Origin of the sequence: Mesorhizobium sp. ANAO-SY3R2, from assembly GCF_042466635.1 — a bacterium.
In the GTDB taxonomy this organism is placed as follows: domain Bacteria; phylum Pseudomonadota; class Alphaproteobacteria; order Rhizobiales; family Rhizobiaceae; genus Aminobacter.
This window is the reverse complement of the sequence record NZ_CP159951.1, coordinates 30,470-50,058: the sequence shown is the minus strand read 5'-3', so window position 1 is coordinate 50,058 and position 19,589 is coordinate 30,470. Positions and strand designations below refer to the sequence as shown.

22 protein-coding genes and 1 pseudogene are annotated in these 19,589 nt (G+C 65.4%); 18 read left to right on the top strand and 5 right to left on the bottom strand.

The annotated features are described in order from the left end of the window. Positions 1-119: 119 nt before the first annotated feature. A pseudogene (locus ABSY17_RS00265) lies at positions 120-2,087 on the top strand (Tn3 family transposase); the annotation flags it as partial. A gap of 1,021 nt (positions 2,088-3,108) precedes the next feature. Here ABSY17_RS00265 and ABSY17_RS00260 read toward each other — a convergent pair. After that, positions 3,109-3,423 (bottom strand): type II toxin-antitoxin system RelE/ParE family toxin, encoded by a 315-nt coding sequence (locus ABSY17_RS00260; RefSeq protein ID WP_378940748.1) that lies wholly within the window; start codon positions 3,421-3,423, stop codon positions 3,109-3,111. Then, a complete protein-coding gene (locus ABSY17_RS00255; RefSeq protein ID WP_001260984.1) occupies positions 3,420-3,689 on the bottom strand; it encodes a type II toxin-antitoxin system ParD family antitoxin in 270 nt (89 codons plus the stop codon). Before ABSY17_RS00255 ends, ABSY17_RS00260 begins: the two co-directional genes overlap by 4 nt. A gap of 168 nt (positions 3,690-3,857) precedes the next feature. On the opposite strand from ABSY17_RS00255, the gene ABSY17_RS00250 reads away from it, so the two are divergent. From ABSY17_RS00250 to kfrC, 13 genes are all read left to right on the top strand, one after another. After that, positions 3,858-4,286, top strand: a complete 429-nt coding sequence (locus ABSY17_RS00250; protein WP_001095942.1) for an antirestriction protein — start codon at positions 3,858-3,860, stop codon at positions 4,284-4,286. Positions 4,287-4,337: 51 nt separating this feature from the next. Beyond that, on the top strand, positions 4,338-5,546 hold the full coding sequence (locus tag ABSY17_RS00245) for a klcB (RefSeq protein ID WP_378940745.1): 1,209 nt from the start codon (positions 4,338-4,340) through the stop codon (positions 5,544-5,546). A 16-nt stretch (positions 5,547-5,562) separates the two neighbouring features. After that, positions 5,563-5,820 carry a transcriptional repressor KorC gene (gene korC / locus ABSY17_RS00240; RefSeq protein ID WP_041025163.1) on the top strand — a complete coding sequence of 86 codons (258 nt, stop codon included), beginning with the start codon at positions 5,563-5,565 and terminating at the stop codon, positions 5,818-5,820. 157 nt (positions 5,821-5,977) lie between these two features. Then, positions 5,978-6,235, top strand: a complete 258-nt coding sequence (gene kleA, locus ABSY17_RS00235; protein ID WP_378940743.1) for a stable inheritance protein KleA — start codon at positions 5,978-5,980, stop codon at positions 6,233-6,235. Between the two features lie 58 nt (positions 6,236-6,293). Next, positions 6,294-6,509: a DUF2688 domain-containing protein gene (locus tag ABSY17_RS00230; RefSeq protein WP_011222109.1), complete on the top strand. Its 216-nt coding sequence runs from the start codon at positions 6,294-6,296 to the stop codon at positions 6,507-6,509. 144 nt (positions 6,510-6,653) lie between these two features. After that, complete coding sequence (kleE, locus tag ABSY17_RS00225; RefSeq protein WP_378940741.1) at positions 6,654-6,983, top strand: KleE stable inheritance protein; 330 nt, start codon at positions 6,654-6,656, stop codon at positions 6,981-6,983. Positions 6,984-7,181: 198 nt separating this feature from the next. After that, positions 7,182-7,712, top strand: coding sequence for a DUF2761 domain-containing protein (locus ABSY17_RS00220; protein WP_378940739.1), 531 nt, complete (start codon positions 7,182-7,184; stop codon positions 7,710-7,712). A 113-nt stretch (positions 7,713-7,825) separates the two neighbouring features. Then, the gene (locus ABSY17_RS00215) at positions 7,826-8,128 is read left to right on the top strand and encodes a transcriptional regulator KorA (RefSeq protein WP_000746876.1); all 303 of its coding nucleotides are present in this window, start codon (positions 7,826-7,828) and stop codon (positions 8,126-8,128) included. Further along, positions 8,125-8,889, top strand: a complete 765-nt coding sequence (locus ABSY17_RS00210) for a ParA family protein (protein ID WP_011222106.1) — start codon at positions 8,125-8,127, stop codon at positions 8,887-8,889. The genes ABSY17_RS00215 and ABSY17_RS00210 overlap by 4 nt, the downstream gene beginning before the upstream one ends. Next, positions 8,886-9,935 (top strand): transcriptional repressor gene korB, encoded by a 1,050-nt coding sequence (locus ABSY17_RS00205; RefSeq protein ID WP_378940737.1) that lies wholly within the window; start codon positions 8,886-8,888, stop codon positions 9,933-9,935. Before ABSY17_RS00210 ends, ABSY17_RS00205 begins: the two co-directional genes overlap by 4 nt. 180 nt (positions 9,936-10,115) lie before the next feature. Continuing rightward, positions 10,116-11,147 carry a DNA-binding protein gene (locus ABSY17_RS00200; protein ID WP_378940735.1) on the top strand — a complete coding sequence of 344 codons (1,032 nt, stop codon included), beginning with the start codon at positions 10,116-10,118 and terminating at the stop codon, positions 11,145-11,147. A 171-nt stretch (positions 11,148-11,318) separates the two neighbouring features. Continuing rightward, a complete protein-coding gene (gene kfrB, locus ABSY17_RS00195) occupies positions 11,319-11,666 on the top strand; it encodes an IncP plasmid survival protein KfrB (RefSeq protein ID WP_000664557.1) in 348 nt (115 codons plus the stop codon). A gap of 28 nt (positions 11,667-11,694) precedes the next feature. After that, positions 11,695-12,348, top strand: coding sequence for an IncP plasmid survival protein KfrC (gene kfrC / locus ABSY17_RS00190; protein ID WP_378940733.1), 654 nt, complete (start codon positions 11,695-11,697; stop codon positions 12,346-12,348). A 204-nt stretch (positions 12,349-12,552) separates the two neighbouring features. Here the strand turns inward: kfrC and ABSY17_RS00185 are convergent, their stop codons facing one another. From ABSY17_RS00185 to ABSY17_RS00175, 3 genes are read right to left on the bottom strand one after another with little or no spacing between them, the layout of a single operon-like run. Next, on the bottom strand, positions 12,553-12,993 hold the full coding sequence (locus ABSY17_RS00185) for a conjugal transfer protein TraM (protein WP_000718516.1): 441 nt from the start codon (positions 12,991-12,993) through the stop codon (positions 12,553-12,555). Continuing rightward, the gene (locus ABSY17_RS00180; RefSeq protein WP_001062597.1) at positions 12,993-13,718 is read right to left on the bottom strand and encodes an ArsA-related P-loop ATPase; all 726 of its coding nucleotides are present in this window, start codon (positions 13,716-13,718) and stop codon (positions 12,993-12,995) included. The genes ABSY17_RS00185 and ABSY17_RS00180 overlap by 1 nt, the downstream gene beginning before the upstream one ends. Beyond that, the gene (locus ABSY17_RS00175) at positions 13,718-14,116 is read right to left on the bottom strand and encodes a TraK family protein (RefSeq protein WP_001127128.1); all 399 of its coding nucleotides are present in this window, start codon (positions 14,114-14,116) and stop codon (positions 13,718-13,720) included. Before ABSY17_RS00175 ends, ABSY17_RS00180 begins: the two co-directional genes overlap by 1 nt. Before the next feature lie 373 nt (positions 14,117-14,489). On the opposite strand from ABSY17_RS00175, the gene traJ reads away from it, so the two are divergent. The 4 genes from traJ to traF are packed head-to-tail and all read left to right on the top strand — an operon-like array spanning position 14,490 to position 19,582. After that, complete coding sequence (gene traJ / locus ABSY17_RS00170) at positions 14,490-14,864, top strand: conjugal transfer transcriptional regulator TraJ (protein ID WP_000426567.1); 375 nt, start codon at positions 14,490-14,492, stop codon at positions 14,862-14,864. A 34-nt stretch (positions 14,865-14,898) separates the two neighbouring features. After that, positions 14,899-17,139 (top strand): TraI/MobA(P) family conjugative relaxase, encoded by a 2,241-nt coding sequence (gene traI / locus ABSY17_RS00165; RefSeq protein ID WP_378940810.1) that lies wholly within the window; start codon positions 14,899-14,901, stop codon positions 17,137-17,139. Then, positions 17,136-19,049 (top strand): type IV secretory system conjugative DNA transfer family protein, encoded by a 1,914-nt coding sequence (locus ABSY17_RS00160; protein ID WP_011222099.1) that lies wholly within the window; start codon positions 17,136-17,138, stop codon positions 19,047-19,049. The genes traI and ABSY17_RS00160 overlap by 4 nt, the downstream gene beginning before the upstream one ends. Continuing rightward, a complete protein-coding gene (traF, locus tag ABSY17_RS00155) occupies positions 19,046-19,582 on the top strand; it encodes a conjugative transfer signal peptidase TraF (protein WP_378940807.1) in 537 nt (178 codons plus the stop codon). Before ABSY17_RS00160 ends, traF begins: the two co-directional genes overlap by 4 nt. Positions 19,583-19,589 lie beyond the last annotated feature (7 nt).

The following is a 19,589-nucleotide window of genomic DNA, read 5'->3' as shown; positions in this document are numbered from 1 at the left end:
CTCAGCACCGAAAGCCGCCACCAGAATCCGCCGCCACAAATGACCACCGGATTCCGTCACCATATTCCGCCACCATTTGCCGCCGCCAGATTTACGCGGGTTTAGACCGCCGCTAACACCAGGCGCTGATCGACGCCAAGCAATCTGGATGTGATCCGTTCGCCGCCATCGAGTCTGTCATGTCCTGGGACGCTTTCGCCGAAAGCGTCACCGAGGCGCAAAAGCTCGCGCAGCCCGATGACTTCGATTTTCTACACCGCATCGGCGAGAGCTATGCCACCTTGCGCCGCTACGCGCCGGAATTCCTCGACGTACTCAAGCTGCGGGCCGCGCCCGCCGCCAAAAATGTGCTTGATGCCATCGAGGTGCTGCGCGGTATGAACGCCGACAACGCCCGCAAGGTGCCCGTCGATGCCCCGACCGACTTCATCAAGCCACGCTGGCAGAAGTTGGTCATGACCGACTCCGGCATCGACCGGCGCTACTATGAGCTGTGCGCGCTGTCGGAGCTGAAGAACGCGCTGCGCTCGGGCGACATCTGGGTGCAGGGGTCGCGCCAGTTCAAGGACTTCGATGACTACCTGGTGCCGCCCGCGAAATTCGCCAGCCTCAAGCAGTCCAGCGAATTGCCGCTGGCCGTGGCCACCGACTGCGACCAGTACCTGCACGACCGGCTGACGCTGCTGGAAGCGCAGCTTGCCACGGTCAACCGCATGGCAGCGGCGAACGACCTGCCGGATGCGATCATCACCGAATCGGGCCTGAAGATCACGCCGCTGGATGCGGCGGTGCCCGACATCGCGCAGGCGCTGATCGACCAGACAGCCATGATCCTGCCACACGTCAAGATCACCGAACTGCTGCTCGAAGTCGATGAGTGGACGGACTTCACCCGCCATTTCACGCACCTGAAATCGGGCGACCTGGCCAAGGACAAAAACCTGCTGTTGACCACCATCCTAGCCGACGCGATCAACCTGGGCCTGACCAAGATGGCCGAGTCCTGCCCCGGCACGACCTACGCCAAGCTCGCCTGGCTGCAAGCCTGGCATACCCGCGACGAAACCTATTCGACAGCGCTGGCTGAATTGGTGAACGCCCAATTCCGACATCCCTTCGCCGAACACTGGGGCGACGGCACCACGTCATCGTCGGACGGCCAGAACTTCCGAACCGGGAGCAAGGCCGAAAGTACCGGCCACATCAACCCGAAATATGGCAGCAGCCCTGGGCGAACCTTCTACACCCATATATCCGACCAGTACGCGCCGTTCCACACCAAGGTAGTCAACGTCGGCGTGCGCGACTCGACCTATGTGCTCGACGGCCTGCTGTACCACGAGTCCGACCTGCGTATCGAGGAGCACTACACCGACACGGCGGGTTTCACCGATCACGTCTTTGCCCTCATGCATCTGCTGGGCTTCCGCTTTGCGCCGCGCATCCGCGACCTGGGTGATACCAAGCTGTTCATCCCCAAGGGCGAAGCCAGTTACGACGCGCTCAAACCGATGATTAGCAGCGACAAGCTGAACATCAAGGCTATTCGTGCCCACTGGGACGAAATCCTGCGGCTGGCCACCTCAATCAAGCAGGGCACGGTGACGGCCTCGCTGATGCTCAGGAAGCTCAGCAGTTACCCGCGTCAGAACGGTCTGGCCGTGGCCCTGCGCGAGCTGGGCCGCATCGAGCGCACGCTGTTCATCCTCGACTGGCTGCAAAGCGTGGAACTGCGCCGCCGCGTGCATGCCGGGCTGAACAAGGGCGAAGCGCGCAACGCGCTGGCCCGCGCCGTGTTCTTCAACCGGCTGGGCGAAATCCGCGACCGCAGCTTCGAGCAGCAGCGCTACCGTGCCAGCGGCCTCAACCTGGTGACAGCGGCTGTCGTGCTGTGGAACACGGTTTACCTGGAGCGGGCAGCGCATGCGCTGCGTGGCAACGGCCATGCCGTCGATGATGCGCTGTTGCAGTACCTGTCGCCGCTCGGCTGGGAACACATCAACCTGACCGGCGATTACCTCTGGCGCAGCAGCGCCAAGATCGGCGCGGGCAAGTTCAGGCCGTTACGACCGTTGCAACCGGCTTAGCGTGCTTTATTTTCCGTTTTCTGAGGCGACCCCGTCTCGCCCCTGGCGGGCTTCCAGCGCCTTCCCGACGCTCACCGGGCCGGTGGCCCTCGCCGCTGGGCTACGAGGCCCTGGCGGGCCTTCCTGGCCCCTTCTCGGGGCCTTGGCGGGCCTGCGCCGTCTGGCCGGGCTTGTGGATCGTTTGGGGACAAAACGCCGGCCGGTGACAGTTGAGGGGCGTTTCTTGACACTTGGGGGGCAGCGCACCCCGGCGCGATGCTGACAGATGAGGGGCCGGCCTCGAAATCGGCCGCCCGGAGCTGCGCCGGCCGCCGTCGAGGCCGCCTATGCGCTTGATCCGGCAGGCTTTATCCACAGAAGTTGTGGATAAGCCTGTTGGCAAGGCCCCTACCGTGCTGACACTTGAGGGGCGGGGGTGCTGACAGATGAGGGGCGCGAACCTTGACACTTGGCGGGCAGACTATTGACCCTTGAGGGGCTTGTCCATTGACACTTGAGGGGCGGCCCTTCGAGCCTTTTCCTTGGCGTATCAACGGTTTGCGCGCGTTTTCCGGTCAAGCTAACCGGCTTTTAACCCTTCATAACCGTTATATTAAACCTGGTAGTTATAACCGGGTGTCGAAAAAAGCGGCAAACCGGCCCAAGGTGTCGCGCAGAATGACCGGCCGCCGAAGGGGGGTGCCCCCCCTTCTCGATCCCACCCGGCCGCTAAAGCGGCCTCCCATCCCCCCAGGGGCGTTGCCCCTCGGCCTGCGGCCTTCACCCCAAGAATGGAGCGCCTACGGCGCTACGACTGACCATAGCCAGGCGCAAGCGCCTGGCAGAAGTTCGTGCTCTTCCAAAGGGGGCCAAGGCCCCCTCTGGACTCCCCAACTGTCAAGGCCGCTGTGACTCCAGCGCCGTAGCCCTGGCAGACGACAGCGCCGGCTCGAAGGCCGCAAGTTTGAACGCCAAGGAAGGGGTCGGCCGGCCAGGCCAGGGACGTGAATGCGCCCCTCAAGTGTCAAGAAGCCCAGGAAATTCAGTCGTCCGCGTCGTCGTGCAGGATCGACTCGTAGTCTTGCCCGCCGTAGAACACGCCGATGATGGAAACCAGATCGCCGGCCACGTCGAAGGCGATCACGGCGCGCTTGCGGTAGTTCGTGATGCGCAGGCCAGGCCGCACATCGTCGCGCATGGTGCCGCGCAGCGGGAACGTGCGCAGGCTCTCGCAGTAGGAGACGATTGCCTCGGTGTAGCGAGCGGCAACGTCAGGCGACGCCGCCGCCGCGATGTAGCGGTACAGCTCGGCAAGCTGCTCTTCGGCCTCGGGCGAGAAGACGACCGTGTAGCTCATTGCGCCTTCGCATGCTCGGCGGCCAGGCGGGCGCGCACCTGGTCGGCGGTGACGGCTCGGGAGGGATCGGCTTTCAGGGCGTCATACGCCGGGCCGACCTGGTTGTGAAGCCAGGACTCGACGGCGCGATCACGCGCGAGTAGCGCACGCAGGCCGTCGCGGATGACCTCGCTTTCGCTCGCGTACTCCCCGGTCTTGACTTTCGTTTTCACCACGTCGGCCATGTCGTTCGGCAGGGTGATGCTCAGTTGTTGGGTGGTTCGCATGGCGGCCTCCAGTCGGTTCAATAGGATTCAATCCTATCACTCCAAGGGGGCGAAGTCCAGTTTAGCGGCTAAAGTTTAGCTAAAGTGCTTGACAGGTTAGGACATTTTGTCCTAATATACGTCTTGAAGGCCGGGCATGTCGCCCAGGTCAACTACCGGAGAGTTCCGATGAACACCCAAGACCAACCCGTCACCGCTTCCCTGGTCGCCGAGGCCCAGCGCCTCGACTTCCTGCCCACCTACTTCGGCCCGCGCCTGATGATGCGCGGCGAGGCCCTTGTGTACGCCTGGCTGCGCCGGCTCTGCGAGCGCTACAACGGCGCGTATTGGCACTACTACACCCTGTCGGACGGCGGTTTCTACCTGGCCCCCGACCTGGCCGAGCGCCTGGAGATCGAGGTAGACGGCAACGGCTTCCGGGGCGAACTGTCGGCCGACGCCGCCGGCATTGTCGCAACCCTGTTCGCGCTCGGCCAGCTCGCGGCCGAGATCGCCGGCACGGACGCGGCCGACGCCCTGATCGACCGCTATCACTTCCTGCGCGGCTTCGCGGCCGGCCACCCCGAGGCCGCTGCGATCTACCGGGCTATTGACTGATGAGGGGCGGCCCCGGCTTCGGCCGGGGCTGCACCAGGAGCACGTCAAGCGATGGCGAAGCGAACGAAGCAACCGGCCCAGGCGGGCCAGGACTGGAGCGCGCCGGCGGCCGAGCTGCTGGCCGAGCTGCCGGCAGACCGCAACGGTCTGCTGGCTGCGGCCGTTGCGGCCGTGGTGGAGATCGACGCCGCTGTCATGCGCGGCGACGGCGCGGCGGCCGAGCTGGCCGGCGAACGATACGAGGCGATCATCTGGAAGCTGAACGGCGGCACGAACTTCGGGTGCATGGCCGACGACGAGGCCGCCGGCCGCGTCATCGAGCGGCATTGCGCGGCGGTGCCGGGCGAGGTGCCCTTGTGGGGCCAGCGCGGCCAGTTCCTGGCCGTGACGGGCGACATGCGCGCCCTGGTGGAGTACGAGGCCGGCTATGGCGGGCCGCTCAACGCGCACTTCCAGTTCCACGCGGTTGACCTGGACGGGCCGTTTATCTCGGCGACGGGCTATCGCTCGCACTTCGACACGGCACGGGGCTGCATGACCGTGGACGAGGTTGCGCGCGGCATCCTGGCGGCCATGCTGGCCGAGAAGAAGCGCCCGGTGCTGATCGAGGCGAGCTACCGCGACCGCCTGGCCGACGCTCCCCTGCCCGACTGGCTGGCCGGCCTGGTGCCGCCGGCGCGGCGCGAGCCGGCGACCGTGACGATTCCGCCGGGCTTCGTCCTGGTCGATGTAGTGCTGCCCGCGCACAAGGCGTTCATCGCGCGGCGCTGGGCGGCCGACGCGGCGGGCAAGGTCAAGGCGGCCAGGGCCGCCAGGTCGAACGCCAAGGGAAAGGCCGGGGGCCGCGAGCGCGATCCCGCATCGACGGAAGCGGCGATGCGCTGCAGCACCGCCAAAGCTGACGATGGCGAGCAGGCCGAGGGCGGGCCTGTATCGCCAGAAGCGACGATGCCAGGCGCTGGCGAAGCATCCTGCAGCACCGCCAGGAATGGCGATGCAGTCCCGGCCGACCTGGTGGAGTTCACGCCCGCACCGGGTCAACGGTGCGAGATCGTGAGCGTCCACCATCCGGTGTTCGCCAAGGAGATCGGCAAGCGCGTCATCATCGTGAAGGTGCATCCAGACACCCGCCAGGTGTGGGCGCACGATGACCGGCCGGTGACATACAAGACCAATCGCGCGGGCCGCCGCGTGGTGGATTCAGACCCGAGCTGCATTCAGTCGATCTACGGCTTCGACCAACTGCGGCTTATCACGTGACCAGGAGAAAGAACGAATGACGAACGACGCGAATATCCGGCTGGAGTGCTTGAAGCCAGCCGAGCGGTGGGCGCAGCCGACCGGCGAAGAGGTGCGCGAGGTGCTGCGCCTGGCCGGCCTCACCGGCGGGAAGGCCGCAAAGGTGCTGGGCCTTGGCCCGAAGGGCGACCGGACGATCCGGCGCTGGGTGGGCGAGGACACCCCGATCCCTTATGCCGCCTGGGCGCTGCTGTGCGACTACGCCGGCCTCGGGCTGATCTGGAAAGAGGTTTGACGCCAGGGAAGAAGTTTTAGCGGCTAAAGTGCCTGCATCGGAATACGGTAAAGCGAAAATAGTTTAGCTAAAGTGCTTGACAAGATAGGACATTTTGTCCTAATATAGCACTTGAAGGCCGGGCATTTCGCCCAGGTCGATTACCGGAGAGGTTCCGATGAGCAAGAACAAGATCATGAGCTGGATTGACGCGCTGCCAAACGTGGAGGCTACCGAGTTCCAAGCACGCCGCGATGAGATCGAGGCAAAGATGAACGAGGCGGCCGAGCTGGAGAAGCAAGCGGCGCAGCTCGTGAAGGAGGCGGAAGTGTTGAAGGGATCGGCGTACTTCGCGGCTCTCACGCTGGAAGGTTCCGCCAAGGGCGAATGGTCGAGCCAAGCGGTCGAGCAGGCTAAGCGTAGCGTCGGCTGGTAAGGGAAGGCGGCCCGGCTTCGGCCGGGTCATCCACGGAACGCCAAGAGGAAACAGTCCCATGAGCAAAGGCAAGATCGAGATCATCGAGACGTGCTGCCGGCGCTGCGGCAAGAGCATCCGCACCTTGAGCCACAGCATCATCGGCGCCGATGATGCCCGCGAGAAGTTCGGCAGCATCTGCGGCGGCTGCATCACGCCGGAGGAAGATAACGAGCTGACGGAAATGCTGCTGGCGGCGGCCGTGCGACGCATGAGCGGAGCGACGCTGCAATGACGGCATTCAACACGTTCGACGGCCCCAGGTGGAGGAACGCCCCGGAGTGATCCGGGGCGCTTGGCCTGGTGCTGGCACACCGTAACCATGCTTCCGAGTGGGAGCATCCAGCATTCAACACGTAACCGCGTGGAGGGTCAAGCCATGTCCAACATCGTCAAGTTCCCCAGGGCCAGCAAGCCGCCGGCTCCCGAGCCGGTGCAGCCTGCCGCGCCCGCTGCTGCGCCTGCCGCACCCAAGGCCGAAGGCCGGGGCCTGGTGGCCGGCCTGGTCAAGTTCGTATGGGTGGCGACCGTGCTGGTCTGGCCGGTGCTCAAGTGGGTGCTGGCGATCATCACCTTCTTCCAGTTCGTGCGGATGCTCTACCACTGGAACACGCCCGGCGTGTATGCCGGCTGGTCGTTCCTGGCGTACTTCGCGGCACTGACCGCGATCACCTACTTCGTTTCGATTTTCAAACCAAAAGGGATTTGATATGAGCACCATTTTTGTCCAAACGGCCGGATTGGTAATTGTTCTGCTTTGGTTGGTTGTGCAGTTTGGGATTGGCATCGCATGGTGGAGAGGGGTTATTTCTACTTCCATGTGGAAAGCGATAGGGATCAGATCGACCCTAATCTTTTTTAGCTTATTGGCGGCGTCAGTTTTCATGCTTCAGAACGGGGGCTTGAAATGAAGGGCCCAGCCCGCCCCTACCCGCCCGGTTTCGTGGAGCCGACCACAGGCCGCGTGGCCGTTCTGGTGCGCGAGTACGCGGACAGCGACTTGAACGGCGACGCGCCGGCCTACTGGTACAGCGCGCAATCCGAAGAATGGGGCCTTGACCCCTGGCGTCTCGTGGAGGGCGTCGATCCGCACGTGGGCGGCGGTTCCTTCGACGTGTGCTTTGCCAGCGGCCGCACGCGCACCGTAGGCCCGCTGATGACGGTCTTCCTCAGTGCCGCCCATGCGGCACAGCTCATTGACGCCAAGGGGGAAGAGTTGGCCTTGCAGCGCGCCACCCTGGCGGTCATCGCGGCCGGGTTGGGCCTGCCTGCCGAGGCGCTGCGCATCGAGGTGAAGGTGGAGGGCCGGCCGGCCGTGTTTTACGACCAGGACGGGGCCACGCTTTGCGCGTGCGCGGTGGATTCCGACCACTGGCGGCAGGCGCGGGCGACGGCCGCGACAGCAGCGGCCATCGACAAGGCGCGGACAAATTTTTAGCCGCTAAAACGCTTGACGGCTTTGCATGGTTTAGCTAAACTTCTGCACATGGTCGGCGGCTGGCACCGCCATTTGTTCAACAAACCGGGTGTGGAGTGTTATGGGTGCAATCCATGAAGAAACGGCTAACCGAAGCCCAATTCCAGACGGCCATCAAGGGGCTGGAGATCGGGCAGCAGACCATCGACATAGCGCGCGGCGTGCTGGTCGATGGCCGGCCCCAGGCGGAGTTTGTCACTTCGCTGGGGCTGACCAAGGGGGCAGTGTCGCAGGCGGTCAGTCGCGTTTGGGCGGCAGCGGGGGGGCAGCTCCCCGAGGGCTTCGAGCGAGTGACGGCGGTACTGCCGGAGCATCAAGCGTTCATCGTCAAGAAGTGGGAAGCAGACGCCAAGAGGAAACAGGAACCCAAGTCATGAAAACACTGGTCACGGCAATTCAGAAGGGCGGTCAGGGCAAGACGTTCGCCACCTGCCACCTGGCATTCGACTTCCTGGAGCGCGGCCTTCGCGTGGCCGTGATCGACCTGGACACCCAGGGCAACGCATCGTTCACGCTGTCGGCTTACCAATCGGGCTACCTCGCCAGCCAGTTGTTCACCGGAAACACCGACGACCTGCGGTATTGGTTCGGCAAGCGCGAGGGCGAGAGCCTGGCGCTGATCGCGGCAGACGCCAACCTGGCGAACCTGGACAAGATGGAGCTGTCCCAGGCGGCCGCCGCGCTGCGGGCCAGCGTGGCCGCGCTGGGCGAGTTCTTCGACGTGTGCCTGATCGACACGGCCCCCTCCCTTGGCGTCGCCATGACGGCGGCCGTGCTGACGGCCGACTACATGCTGTCGCCTATCGAAATGGAGGCGTACAGCTTGCAGGGCATGAAGAAGATGGTTGCGGTCATCAGCAACCTGCGCAAGCAGAACCCCAAGCTGCGTTTCCTCGGCATGGTGCCGAACAAGGTGGACGCGCGGAAGCCGCGCCACGTCAACAACCTGGCGACGTTGCAGCAGGCATACCCGCAGCTCATCTTGCCGTTCAGCATCGGCGCGCGTGACAGCATCGCCGAGGCGCTGGGCGAGCAAATGCCGGTGTGGAAGATCAAGAAGACCGCCGCGCGGAAGGCCACCCAGGAGGTGCGTGCGCTGGCGGATTACGTGTTCACGAAGATGGAGATCGCGCAATGAGCGCCAAGACCAACGCCAAGAAGAAGGAGCAGGACAAGCCGCAATCGTCCGGGCTGGGCCTGGACGGGCTGGGCGACCTGGCCGGCCTGCTGAACGAGCAGCCGGCGGCCAACGCCGGCGGCGCAGGCCCGCAGGAGCTGCCGCTTGACCTGATCGACGAAGACCCGCACCAGCCGCGCACGGCCGACAACCCCGGCTTCTCGCCGGAGAGCATCGCGGAGATCGGCGAGACGATCAAAGCGCGCGGCGTGAAGTCGCCCATCAGCGTGCGCGAGAACCAGGACGCACCGGGGCGCTACCTCATCAACCACGGTGCGCGGCGCTATCGCGGCTCGAAGTGGGCGCACAAGACCACGATCCCGGCCTTCATCGACAACGACTACAACGAGGCCGACCAGGTTATCGAGAACCTGCAACGCAACGAGCTGACGGCGCGCGAGATCGCCGACTTCATCGGCCGCGAGCTGGCGAAGGGCAAGAAGAAGGGCGAGATCGCCAAGGAGATCGGCAAGTCGCCGGCCTTCGTCACGCAGCACGTCACGCTGCTGGACTTGCCCGAACCCATTGCCGAGGCGTTCAACACCGGCCGGGGCAAGGACGTGACTGTCATCAACGAGCTGGTGACGGCCTACAAGAAGAACCCCGACGAGGTGGCCGCCTGGCTGGCCGACGACAGCCAGGAGCTGACGCGCGGCTCGGTGAAGCTGCTGCGCGAGTTCCTGGAGGACAAGCGCAGTCACGAGGACGGCGACCGCGATCCGAACACCGTCGATGCGCTGACCGGCAAGACCGACGCCGAGGCCGGCGACGGCGAGCAGGGGCCGCAGGATGATGACGCCAAGGGGAAGAAGGAGCCGAAGGAGGCCGACCCCGACAAGCTCAAGAAGGCCATCATCCAGGTCAAGCACGACGACCGGCCGGCACGGCTGATCCTCAACCGCCGGCCCCCGGCCGAGGGCTGGGCCTGGCTCAAGTACGAGGATGACGGCCAGGAGTTCGAGGCCGACCTTGGCACCGTGCAGCTTGTCGCGCTGCTGGAGGGCTGACGCGCCCAGCGCCGGGCATCGCCAACCACCGACCCCACCCTATCGCCCCGCCATCGAGCGGGGCTTTTTTTCGCCCGGCGTTTTAGCCGCTAAAAAAAGTTCAGCTAAACCGCTTGCGTAGTGTTGTATGTTGTAGTATGCTACACGCTACAACATACAACCGGCCAAAGGAGGCCCGACATGGCGATCTCGAAGGAGCAGATATTTGCGGTGGCCGACGAACTGGACGCGGCCGGCCAGAACCCCACCCTGGCGAATGTGCGCAAGCAGCTCGGCAGCGGCAGCTTCACCACCATCAGCGAGGCGATGAACGAGTGGCGGGCACGTAAGGCCAGCCAGGCCGCCCCGATCCGCGAGCCGGCACCGCAGGCGATCACCGACAAGCTGGCCGAGCTGGGCGGCGACTTGTGGGCCGTGGCGCTGGAAATGGCGAACAACCGCCTGGCCGCCGAGCGCGAGGCTCTGGAGGCCGTGCGCCAGGAGACGGAAGCAGCGCGCCAGGAAGCCGCAGAGCTGGCCGACCAGCTCACCGGCGAGCTGGACGAGGCCAAGGCCCGCGTCGCGGCCCTGGAGGCCGTCGAGGCGGCCGCCAAGGGCGAGGCCGACGAGCTGCGCGGCAAGCTCGCGGCGACCAGCGAGCGCGCGGCCACGGCCGAGGCCAGGGCCGGCGAGCTGCGCACGGAGCTGGATCACGCCCACCAGGAGGCCCGCCAGGCGCGCGCAGAGCGCGACAAGGCCCAGGAGCGGGCCACGGCCAGCGCCGACCAGGTGGAGGCCCTGCGGGCCGACCTGGCGGCCGCGAACAGCCGTACCGCCGAGATCGAGCGCCGCGCCGGCGAGCTGCGTGCCGACCTGGAGCGGGCGAACCAGGCGACCGACCAGGCGCGCGCCGCTCAGGCCGAGCAGCGGAAGGCCACCGAGGCGGCCGCCGCCGAGCGCGACCAGGTGCGCGCCGAGCTGGTGAAGGTGCAGGCCAAGGCCGAGGCGGGCGAGCAGGCCCACCAGGAGCAGCGCAAGACGATGGCGGCCGAGGCGCACCGCCAGGCCGAGCGGCTGACCGCCGCCCAGGGCGAGCGCGACCAAGCGAAGCGCGACGCCGCCCAGGCCCGCGAGGAAGCGGCCGGGCTTCGCGGCCGGCTGGAGGCCCTGGAAACCGTCATGGCGCAAGGCCGGCCGGCCGATCCGGCCAGCGGCGGACGCAAAAAGACCTGATAAATCGGTTGGTTTTCCTTAAAATTACCCTGGAACCCTGACAAAACGCACAACCCGGCCGCAGGGAAGGAGCCGGCCTCGCTTTGCCGAGGTCGGCTTTTTTGTTGGAGCGCGGCTTGCATGGGGCCACCATCACCCTTTTTAGAACCACGGCAACCATAGGAGTGCCCGATGAAAGAACGCCTCTTGGTCATGAACGGTCAGCGGATCGTTCAGGCCGAAAAGGACGGCGCTTGGACGAATCAGAAAGTAGACAAGGCGGGCGCGTTGAAGCCCGGCATCTACAACCTGTACACGGCCCAAGCGGCCGACAAGAAGCAGACCCACGCCGGCGTGATCGTTCATGCCGACGCCACCAACGTGTACCAGCAGATCGGCAAGAACTTTGTCATGCACGCTCGGTCAGATTTCGATAAAGTACCTGAAATCGGGAGCGCAAAGAGCATCAGCTACAACGCCCAGGGCAAGGCGGCAGTCGCCGCAGAGGCCCCGAAACTGACGCGGGGGCGCTCCATGTAGCTTTAGCGGCTAAAAAGGAGGCACGCCCTTGAAACGACTCACCATCCCCGGCAGCGGCACCGAGAGCCGCGCCACCAAGCCGGCCCGCGTCAGCGCGCCGGCCACCCTCGGCGGTGCCGCCTTCGGCGCTTCGCGCGAGGACACCGAAGCCGACTTGCTGGAGGCCGCCCAGGCGGCCGAGATCGAGCAGCAGGCCACCCTAGAGGCGGCCCCGGTCGAGCAGTCTTACCCCGAAACCCTGGCGCTCTACGTGCAGGCCAAGCACGACCAGGTGGAGCACATCGAGGACAGGCTAGAAAACCTGATCGACCGGCAGCAGGCCCGCTTGCAGCAGACCCAGGCGTCCGCGCCTGGCCGACTGTCCTTGCCTGGCTCTAAGCGAGCCTGGCAGAACCAGCAGGCGCAGCAGCAGGCCCGCTTGCAGACGCTTCATGCGCGCCTGGAGGCCGTCCGCGAGATCAAGGAAGGCATGGGCCTGCACTCGCCGAAGATCGAAGAGCTGGCGACGCGCAAGATGCGCGCCGAGAACCCCGAGCTGGCTTCCGATTGGGATGCCATGCGCGAAGCCGCCCGCCGGCATGAGCTGCTGATGCGCAAGCAGGAGCAGGAGCGCAAGCTATCCCAGGTCCAGGAGCGGCCAGGGAGATCGCAGTCCTTGGGCCTGTCAGCCAGGCCCGCATAAAAACGAAGCCCGGCGGTTGCCGGGCTTTTTTCTCGAGCATCGCCACTTCTGGCGAGGGAGGCCCGCCGAGGGGCCTGGCGATCATCCTGCAGCATCGTCACAAGCGACGATGCCGGGAGCTGGCCAGCATCGCCGAACTTGGCGATGCCGCCGGCGGGCCGGTCGACCATCGCCAGTTCTGACGATGAGATCCCGCATCGCCATCTACAGCGAGGCCCAAAGGGCCAGGCCGGCGGCCACGACCGCCATGCCGGCCGCGACCATGTTCATCATGGCGACGCGCCGCGCCTCGCGGATCGGCGCGACGAGCTGCGCCGTCACCGCCTCAACCTCGCGCCGCACGGCCTCGGCGGCCGCCTTCGCGCCCTCCTGCATCCCTCGCGTCATGGCGTCCTTGCTGGCCGCCAACGCCGCGTTGAGCGTCCTTTCCGCCTTTCCCTTGGCGTCATCACCCCATCGGTGAGCGATGGACTCCAGTTCCGACTTGAAGGCGTCCAGAATTTCCTGCTGCGCCGATGCGCTGTCCTGCATCAGCTTCATGTTGATGGTCTGGAGGATCAAGATCGGATCGTCGCGGCCCACGGCGATGCCGTGCTTGGCCGCGATCTCCCGTATCAGTTCCTCGATCTTGTCGTCGGCCGCCATCAGAGCACCGCCGCGTTTTCGAGCTGGGCGAAGAGCTGGGTTTTCACGATCTTGAGCCGCTGCCGCGTCATGATCGTGAGCGCCGAATCGGCCAGGGCCTCATCGAAGGTGCGCCGATCTTGGAGCATTTCGGCGAAGTCGCGGCCGTAGGTTTCCTCTTTCAGCGCCGGAATCTGGATGATGGCGGACACACGGCCCTTGTTGGCCGTGTACGCCTTCAACTGCTCGAACCCCTTGCCCTCGTGCTCGATTGGCCCCCAATACGGGTTCAGCCAGACCACGAACAGGCATTCGGCCGGAAACTGGCTGGCGAGCTGGGCGAAGCCGCTCACCGTGTCCACCAGGGCCTGGCCGCCGGTGACGACCGTATGCACCACGAGTTCGTGGCCCATGTCCTGGAGCAGCGCCGGCACCTGGTTGCTGATGAGGTAATGCGACAGCGGCACGAACGAGCTGGCCCCGTTGTCGATGATGACGTCGCCCTCGGCCGACGCGATCATCTCGACCAGGGCGTCGAAATTCCGGGTGTTGATCTCGTCGCCGTCCATGATGTTGAGCCGGCGCACGTTGAGGGCTTTGTAGCCCTCGAACGTCGCGTTCACCGGATCGGTGTCGATGCAAAGCGGCTTCTGTCCCTTGCCGGCTTTGTACTGCGCGATGGTGGCCGCGATCATCGACTTGCCGACGCCGCCCTTGCCTTGCAGAACCATGTGAATTTTCGCCATTACAGTAAATCCTCTTTCTTTGGAGTCGCATCAAACGTGAAGCCGCCGATCTTGGGCGGTTCACTCTTGGATTCCGAGGCCGGCGGGGCGGCCTTCGGCTCGGGCTTCGCGCCCTTGGGCTGGCTGTCCGGGGGAGTGGCGGGAGGCGGCGGGGAAGCTACCGGCGCGGCCTTGATGTACCGCTTCACGTGCTGGGTGAAGGTTTCGTACCGACAGCGCAGCCGGCCGGTTTCCTTCATGTGCTCCCAGATCGTTTTCATCGCATAGCCCGCATCGAGCGCCGCTTGCACGTCGCTCTTGACGGCCAGGAACGCGACCACGTGCTTGTCCTGGCGCGGTTTCTTGGCTTCCCGTCCCTTCACCCATTCAGCCAGCTCTTCGGGGTAGGTCTTTGGCATCGTGTTCGTCCATCTAATCCTCTCATCGCAAATGTAACGCTACTAGGCGGCGCTACTCAAACGCAAAAAGTCCGCTATCGGCGTGCATTGGCACGCTTCGACAGCGGCATTATGGGCCATTGTGGCAGGTTTCGCTATATCGGTTGCTGCTTTTGCGGTCTGATAGCGCGATAGTTGCGGATAAATCGTAGTGGCTGGTGTAGACTTTCCTTGGTGTTATTAACGCCGTAAGGCGGGCAGGATGTGTGAAGTTAGCTAACCGGCGAGCCGGTTATCTATCTTCACTGTCCCTTATTCGCGCCGGGGGCGCTCAACGGGTCATCCTGCTCTGCGAGGCAGCCGGCTACCGCCGGCATGAGAGACGAGGCGAGGCATGGAGAACGACGAGAAGGAACACGGTCGCCGGCGGCGGCAGCACCTGCGGGTGCCGGTGTTCCCGGAAGAAAAAGACGAGATCGAGGCGAACGCCAAGAGGGCGGGCGTCAGCGTGGCGCGCTACCTGCGCGACGTGGGACAGGGCTACCAGATCAAGGGCGTCATGGACTACCAGCACGTGCGCGAGCTGGTGCGCGTCAACGGCGACCTTGGCCGCCTTGGTGGCCTGCTCAAGCTCTGGCTGACCGATGACGTGCGAACGCTCCAGTTCGGCGAGGCGACCATCCTGGCCCTGCTGGGCCGGATCGAGGCCACCCAGGACGAAATGAGCCGGATCATGAAGGCCGTGGTTCAGCCGAGGGCTGAGCCTTGAGCTTTTTAGCGGCTAAAAAGCCCGGAGGCCGGCCATGATCGCCAAGCACGTGCCGATGCGCTCGCTTGGCAAAAGCGACTTTGCGGGCCTGGCGAACTACATCACCGACGCGCAAAGCAAAGACCACCGGCTGGGCCACGTGCAGGCGACGAACTGCGAGGCCGGTTCCATCCAGGACGCCATCACGGAAGTGCTGGCGACCCAGCACACGAACACCCGCGCGAAGGGCGACAAGACCTATCACCTGATCGTCAGCTTCCGGGCCGGCGAGCAGCCCGGCGCCGACACCCTGCGCGCGATTGAAGAACGCATTTGTGCCGGGCTGGGCTATGGCGAGCATCAGCGAATCAGTGCCGTCCACAACGACACCGACAACCTGCACATCCACATCGCCATCAACAAGATTCACCCGACGCGGCACACGATGCACGAGCCGTACTACCCGCACCGGGCGCTGGCGGAACTCTGCACGGCCCTGGAGCGCGACTACGGCCTGGAGCGCGACAACCACGAGCCGCGCAAGCGCGGCGCGGAGGGCCGGGCCGCCGACATGGAGCGGCACGCCGGCGTTGAAAGCCTGGTCGGCTGGATCAAGCGGGAGTGCCTGGACGAAATCAAGGGCGCGCAGTCCTGGCAGGAGCTGCACCAGGTCATGCGCGAAAACGGCCTGGAGTTGCGCGTCCGCGCCAATGGCCTCGTGTTCGAGGCCGGCGACGGCACGATGGTGAAGGCGAGCACAGTAGCCCGCGACCTTTCCAAGCCGAGCCTGGAGGCGCGGCTTGGCCCGTTCGAGGCTTCGCCCGAACGGCAGGCGCAAACCACCGCGAAGCGGCAGTACCGCAAAGACCCCATCCGTCTCCGCGTCAACACCGTGGAGCTGTACGCGAAGTACAAGGCCGAGCAGCAGAGCTTGACCACGGCGCGCGGTCAGGCCCTGGAGCGCGCCCGGCATCGCAAGGATCGGCTGATCGAGGCGGCCAAGCGGTCGAACCGCCTGCGCCGCGCAACGATCAAGGTGGTTGGCGAGGGGCGCGCGAACAAGAAGCTGCTGTACGCCCAGGCGAGCAAGGCGCTGCGCAGCGAAATCCAGGCGATCAACAAACAGTTCCAGCAGGAGCGCACCGCGCTCTATGCCGAGCACAGCCGGCGCACGTGGGCCGACTGGCTCAAGAAGGAGGCACAGCATGGCAGCGCCGATGCCCTGGCCGCCTTACGCGCCCGCGAGGCGGCCCAGGGCCTCAAGGGCAACACCATCCGGGGCGAGGGCCAGGCGAAGCCCGGCCACGCGCCGGCGGTGGACAACATCACGAAGAAGGGGACGATCATCTTCCGCGCCGGCATGAGCGCCGTGCGCGATGACGGCGACCGCCTGCAAGTCTCCCGCGAGGCCACGCGCGAAGGGCTGCAAGAAGCCCTGCGCCTGGCGATGCAACGCTACGGCAACCGCATCACCGTCAACGGCACGGTGGAGTTCAAGGCGCAGATGATCCGCGCCGCCGTCGATTCCCAACTACCCATCACCTTCACCGATCCGGCTCTTGAGAGCCGGCGGCAGGCGCTTTTGAACAAGGAGAACACCCATGAGCGAACCGAAAGACCAGAGCATCGAGGACGAGCTGGACGCGGCGCTGGCGGCCCTGGACAGCGGCCCTCTGCCGACCAGCACGCTACCGGAGCCGCAGCCGTCGCCCGAGCAGGCGACGGCCGGCCAGCAGCCGGCCGAGGCGACCGCGCCGCCGCCGGCATTCACGCCGCCAACGTCCACCGGAAGCCCGACGTTGGACGCCTTGGAAGAAAACCGCCGCCCCAAAGCCAGCACCGTTTGCGAGCACTGTCCGAACTCGGTGTGGTTCGCATCGCCGGCGGAAGTGAAGTGCTACTGCCGCGTGATGTTCCTCGTCACGTGGAGCAGCAAGGAACCCAACCAGATCACGCACTGCGACGGGGAATTTCTCGGCCAGGAACAGGAGTAGGCCAGACGCCGCCGGGCGTCGTCGCTGCCGACAAGTACATCGCCGAGCGCGAGGCGAAGCGCCTAAAAGGTTTCGATATACCGAAGCATTCCCGATATACTGCCGGTGAAGGTGTCCTTACGTTCCAGGGCACCCGGAACGTCGAGGGCCAGCCGCTGGCCCTCTTGAAGCGAGGTGAAGAGGTCATGGTTATGCCCATCGACCAGGCCACGGCCCGGCGCTTGACGCGCATCGCGGTCGGCGATGCCGTCTCGATCACCGCGAAAGGCTCCATCAAAACGTCGAAAGGAAGGAGTAGATGAAGATCAAGATGAACAACGCGGTAGGGCCGCAAGTCCGAACCGCCAAACCGAAGCCGAGCAAGCTGCTGCCGGTGCTGGGCGCGGCCTCGATGGTCGGCGGCCTCCAGGCCGCGACGCAGTTCTTCGCCCACACGTTCGCCTATCACGCGACCCTCGGCCCCAACGTGGGCCACGTGTACGCGCCCTGGTCGATCCTGCACTGGACGTACAAGTGGTACAGCCAGTACCCGGACGAGATCATGAAGGCCGGCAGCATGGGAATGCTGGTTTCGACCGTGGGCCTGCTGGGCGTGGCCGTGGCGAAGGTCGTCACGTCCAACAGCTCGAAGGCGAACGAGTACCTGCACGGCTCGGCCCGCTGGGCCGAGAAGAAGGACATTCAGGCGGCCGGCCTGCTGCCGCGCGAGCGCAACGTCCTGGAGATCGTCACCGGCAAGGCTGCACCCACGGCCACCGGCGTGTACGTGGGCGGCTGGCAGGACAAGGACGGCAATTTCTTCTACCTGCGGCACAGCGGCCCCGAGCACGTGCTGACCTACGCACCCACGCGCTCGGGCAAGGGCGTCGGCCTGGTGGTGCCGACGCTGCTGTCGTGGGGCGCGAGCAGCGTCATCACCGACTTGAAAGGCGAGTTGTGGGCCTTGACCGCCGGCTGGCGGCAGAAGCACGCCAAGAACAAGGTGCTGCGCTTCGAGCCGGCCAGCACCTCGGGCGGCGTCTGCTGGAACCCGCTGGACGAAATCCGCCTCGGCACTGAATACGAGGTGGGCGACGTGCAGAACCTCGCCACGCTGATCGTTGACCCGGACGGCAAGGGCCTGGACTCGCACTGGCAGAAAACCGCCTTTGCGCTCCTGGTCGGCGTGATCCTGCACGCGCTGTACAAGGCCAAGGACGAGGGCGGCACCGCCACGCTGCCGTCAGTCGATGCGATGCTGGCCGACCCGAACCGGGACATTGGCGAGCTTTGGATGGAAATGGCGACCTACGGGCACGTAGACGGCCAGAACCATCACGCCATCGGCTCGGCGGCCCGCGACATGATGGATCGCCCGGAGGAAGAAGCCGGCTCGGTGCTGTCCACGGCCAAGTCGTACCTGGCCCTGTACCGCGACCCCGTGGTGGCCCGCAACGTCAGCCGGTCGGACTTCCGCATCAAGCAGTTGATGCACGAGGACGACCCGGTAAGCCTCTACATCGTCACCCAGCCCAACGACAAGGCCCGCCTGCGGCCGCTGGTGCGCGTCATGGTGAACATGATCGTGCGCCTGCTGGCCGACAAGATGGACTTCGAGGGCGGCCGCCCGGTGGCGCACTACAAGCACCGGCTCTTGATGATGCTGGACGAGTTCCCGAGCCTCGGGAAGCTGGAGATCATGCAAGAGTCGCTGGCCTTCGTGGCCGGCTACGGCATCAAGTGCTACCTCATCTGCCAGGACATTAACCAGCTCAAGAGCCGCGAGACGGGCTACGGCCACGACGAAAGCATCACGTCGAACTGCCACGTGCAGAACGCCTATCCGCCCAACCGCGTCGAGACGGCGGAACACCTGTCCCGCCTCACCGGGCAGACCACCGTGGTGAAAGAGCAGATCACGACCAGCGGCCGCCGCACGGCGGCGATGCTGGGCCAGGTGTCGCGCACCTACCAGGAGGTGCAGCGGCCCTTGCTGACGCCCGACGAATGCCTGCGCATGCCGGGGCCGAAGAAGAACGCCCAGGGCGAGATCGAAGAGGCCGGCGACATGGTGATCTACGTCGCGGGCTACCCGGCGATCTACGGCAAGCAACCCCTGTACTTCAAAGACCCGGTGTTCTCGGCACGCGCCGCGATCCCCGCGCCCAAGGTCAGCGACCGCCTGCGCGCCGTCGCACAGGCCGAGACGGAAGGGGAGGGCATCACGATATGAGCCGCATCCTGAAACGCATCGCGGCAGGCGTCGCCATCGCGGGCGTGGCCGCCCTGCTGCTGGCGGCCGGCGGCTATGCCGCCGGTGCCCGCGTGAACACCACCAAGAGCATTCCGGTCGGCCTGTACTGGACGAGCAGCGCGCCGGTGGAGAAGGGGGCCTACGTCCTCTTCTGCCCGCCGAAGCTCGGCGTGTTCGATGACGCCAAAGAGCGGGGCTACATCGGGGCCGGCTTCTGCGAGGGCGGCTACGGCTACATGATGAAGCGCGTTTTAGCCGCTAAAGACGATGCCGTGGCCGTCGCCGATGACGGCGTGCGCGTCAACGGCGAGCTGCTGCCCCTCAGCGCGCCGATCAAGGCCGACAAGGCCGGGCGGCCGCTGCCGCGCTACCAGTCCAACAGCTACACCCTCGGCAATTCCGAGGTGCTGCTTATGTCGGACGTGAGCGCCACATCCTTCGACGGCCGCTACTTCGGCCCGATCAATCGTTCGCAAATCAAGACCGTGATCCGTCCGGTCATCACCTGGTAGGGAGACA

Excerpts from the sequence above, each read along its gene's own strand:
- ABSY17_RS00260 (WP_378940748.1), bottom strand. The coding sequence starts at position 3,423 with ATGAGCTACACGGTCGTCTTCTCGCCCGAGGCCGAAGAGCAGCTTGCC.
- ABSY17_RS00255 (WP_001260984.1), bottom strand. The coding sequence starts at position 3,689 with ATGCGAACCACCCAACAACTGAGCATCACCCTGCCGAACGACATGGCC.
- ABSY17_RS00250 (WP_001095942.1), top strand. The coding sequence starts at position 3,858 with ATGAACACCCAAGACCAACCCGTCACCGCTTCCCTGGTCGCCGAGGCC.
- ABSY17_RS00245 (WP_378940745.1), top strand. The coding sequence starts at position 4,338 with ATGGCGAAGCGAACGAAGCAACCGGCCCAGGCGGGCCAGGACTGGAGC.
- korC (WP_041025163.1), top strand. The coding sequence starts at position 5,563 with ATGACGAACGACGCGAATATCCGGCTGGAGTGCTTGAAGCCAGCCGAG.
- kleA (WP_378940743.1), top strand. The coding sequence starts at position 5,978 with ATGAGCAAGAACAAGATCATGAGCTGGATTGACGCGCTGCCAAACGTG.
- ABSY17_RS00230 (WP_011222109.1), top strand. The coding sequence starts at position 6,294 with ATGAGCAAAGGCAAGATCGAGATCATCGAGACGTGCTGCCGGCGCTGC.
- kleE (WP_378940741.1), top strand. The coding sequence starts at position 6,654 with ATGTCCAACATCGTCAAGTTCCCCAGGGCCAGCAAGCCGCCGGCTCCC.
- ABSY17_RS00220 (WP_378940739.1), top strand. The coding sequence starts at position 7,182 with ATGAAGGGCCCAGCCCGCCCCTACCCGCCCGGTTTCGTGGAGCCGACC.
- ABSY17_RS00215 (WP_000746876.1), top strand. The coding sequence starts at position 7,826 with ATGAAGAAACGGCTAACCGAAGCCCAATTCCAGACGGCCATCAAGGGG.
- ABSY17_RS00210 (WP_011222106.1), top strand. The coding sequence starts at position 8,125 with ATGAAAACACTGGTCACGGCAATTCAGAAGGGCGGTCAGGGCAAGACG.
- ABSY17_RS00205 (WP_378940737.1), top strand. The coding sequence starts at position 8,886 with ATGAGCGCCAAGACCAACGCCAAGAAGAAGGAGCAGGACAAGCCGCAA.
- ABSY17_RS00200 (WP_378940735.1), top strand. The coding sequence starts at position 10,116 with ATGGCGATCTCGAAGGAGCAGATATTTGCGGTGGCCGACGAACTGGAC.
- kfrB (WP_000664557.1), top strand. The coding sequence starts at position 11,319 with ATGAAAGAACGCCTCTTGGTCATGAACGGTCAGCGGATCGTTCAGGCC.
- ABSY17_RS00185 (WP_000718516.1), bottom strand. The coding sequence starts at position 12,993 with ATGGCGGCCGACGACAAGATCGAGGAACTGATACGGGAGATCGCGGCC.
- ABSY17_RS00180 (WP_001062597.1), bottom strand. The coding sequence starts at position 13,718 with ATGGCGAAAATTCACATGGTTCTGCAAGGCAAGGGCGGCGTCGGCAAG.
- ABSY17_RS00175 (WP_001127128.1), bottom strand. The coding sequence starts at position 14,116 with ATGCCAAAGACCTACCCCGAAGAGCTGGCTGAATGGGTGAAGGGACGG.
- traJ (WP_000426567.1), top strand. The coding sequence starts at position 14,490 with ATGGAGAACGACGAGAAGGAACACGGTCGCCGGCGGCGGCAGCACCTG.
- traI (WP_378940810.1), top strand. The coding sequence starts at position 14,899 with ATGATCGCCAAGCACGTGCCGATGCGCTCGCTTGGCAAAAGCGACTTT.
- ABSY17_RS00160 (WP_011222099.1), top strand. The coding sequence starts at position 17,136 with ATGAAGATCAAGATGAACAACGCGGTAGGGCCGCAAGTCCGAACCGCC.
- traF (WP_378940807.1), top strand. The coding sequence starts at position 19,046 with ATGAGCCGCATCCTGAAACGCATCGCGGCAGGCGTCGCCATCGCGGGC.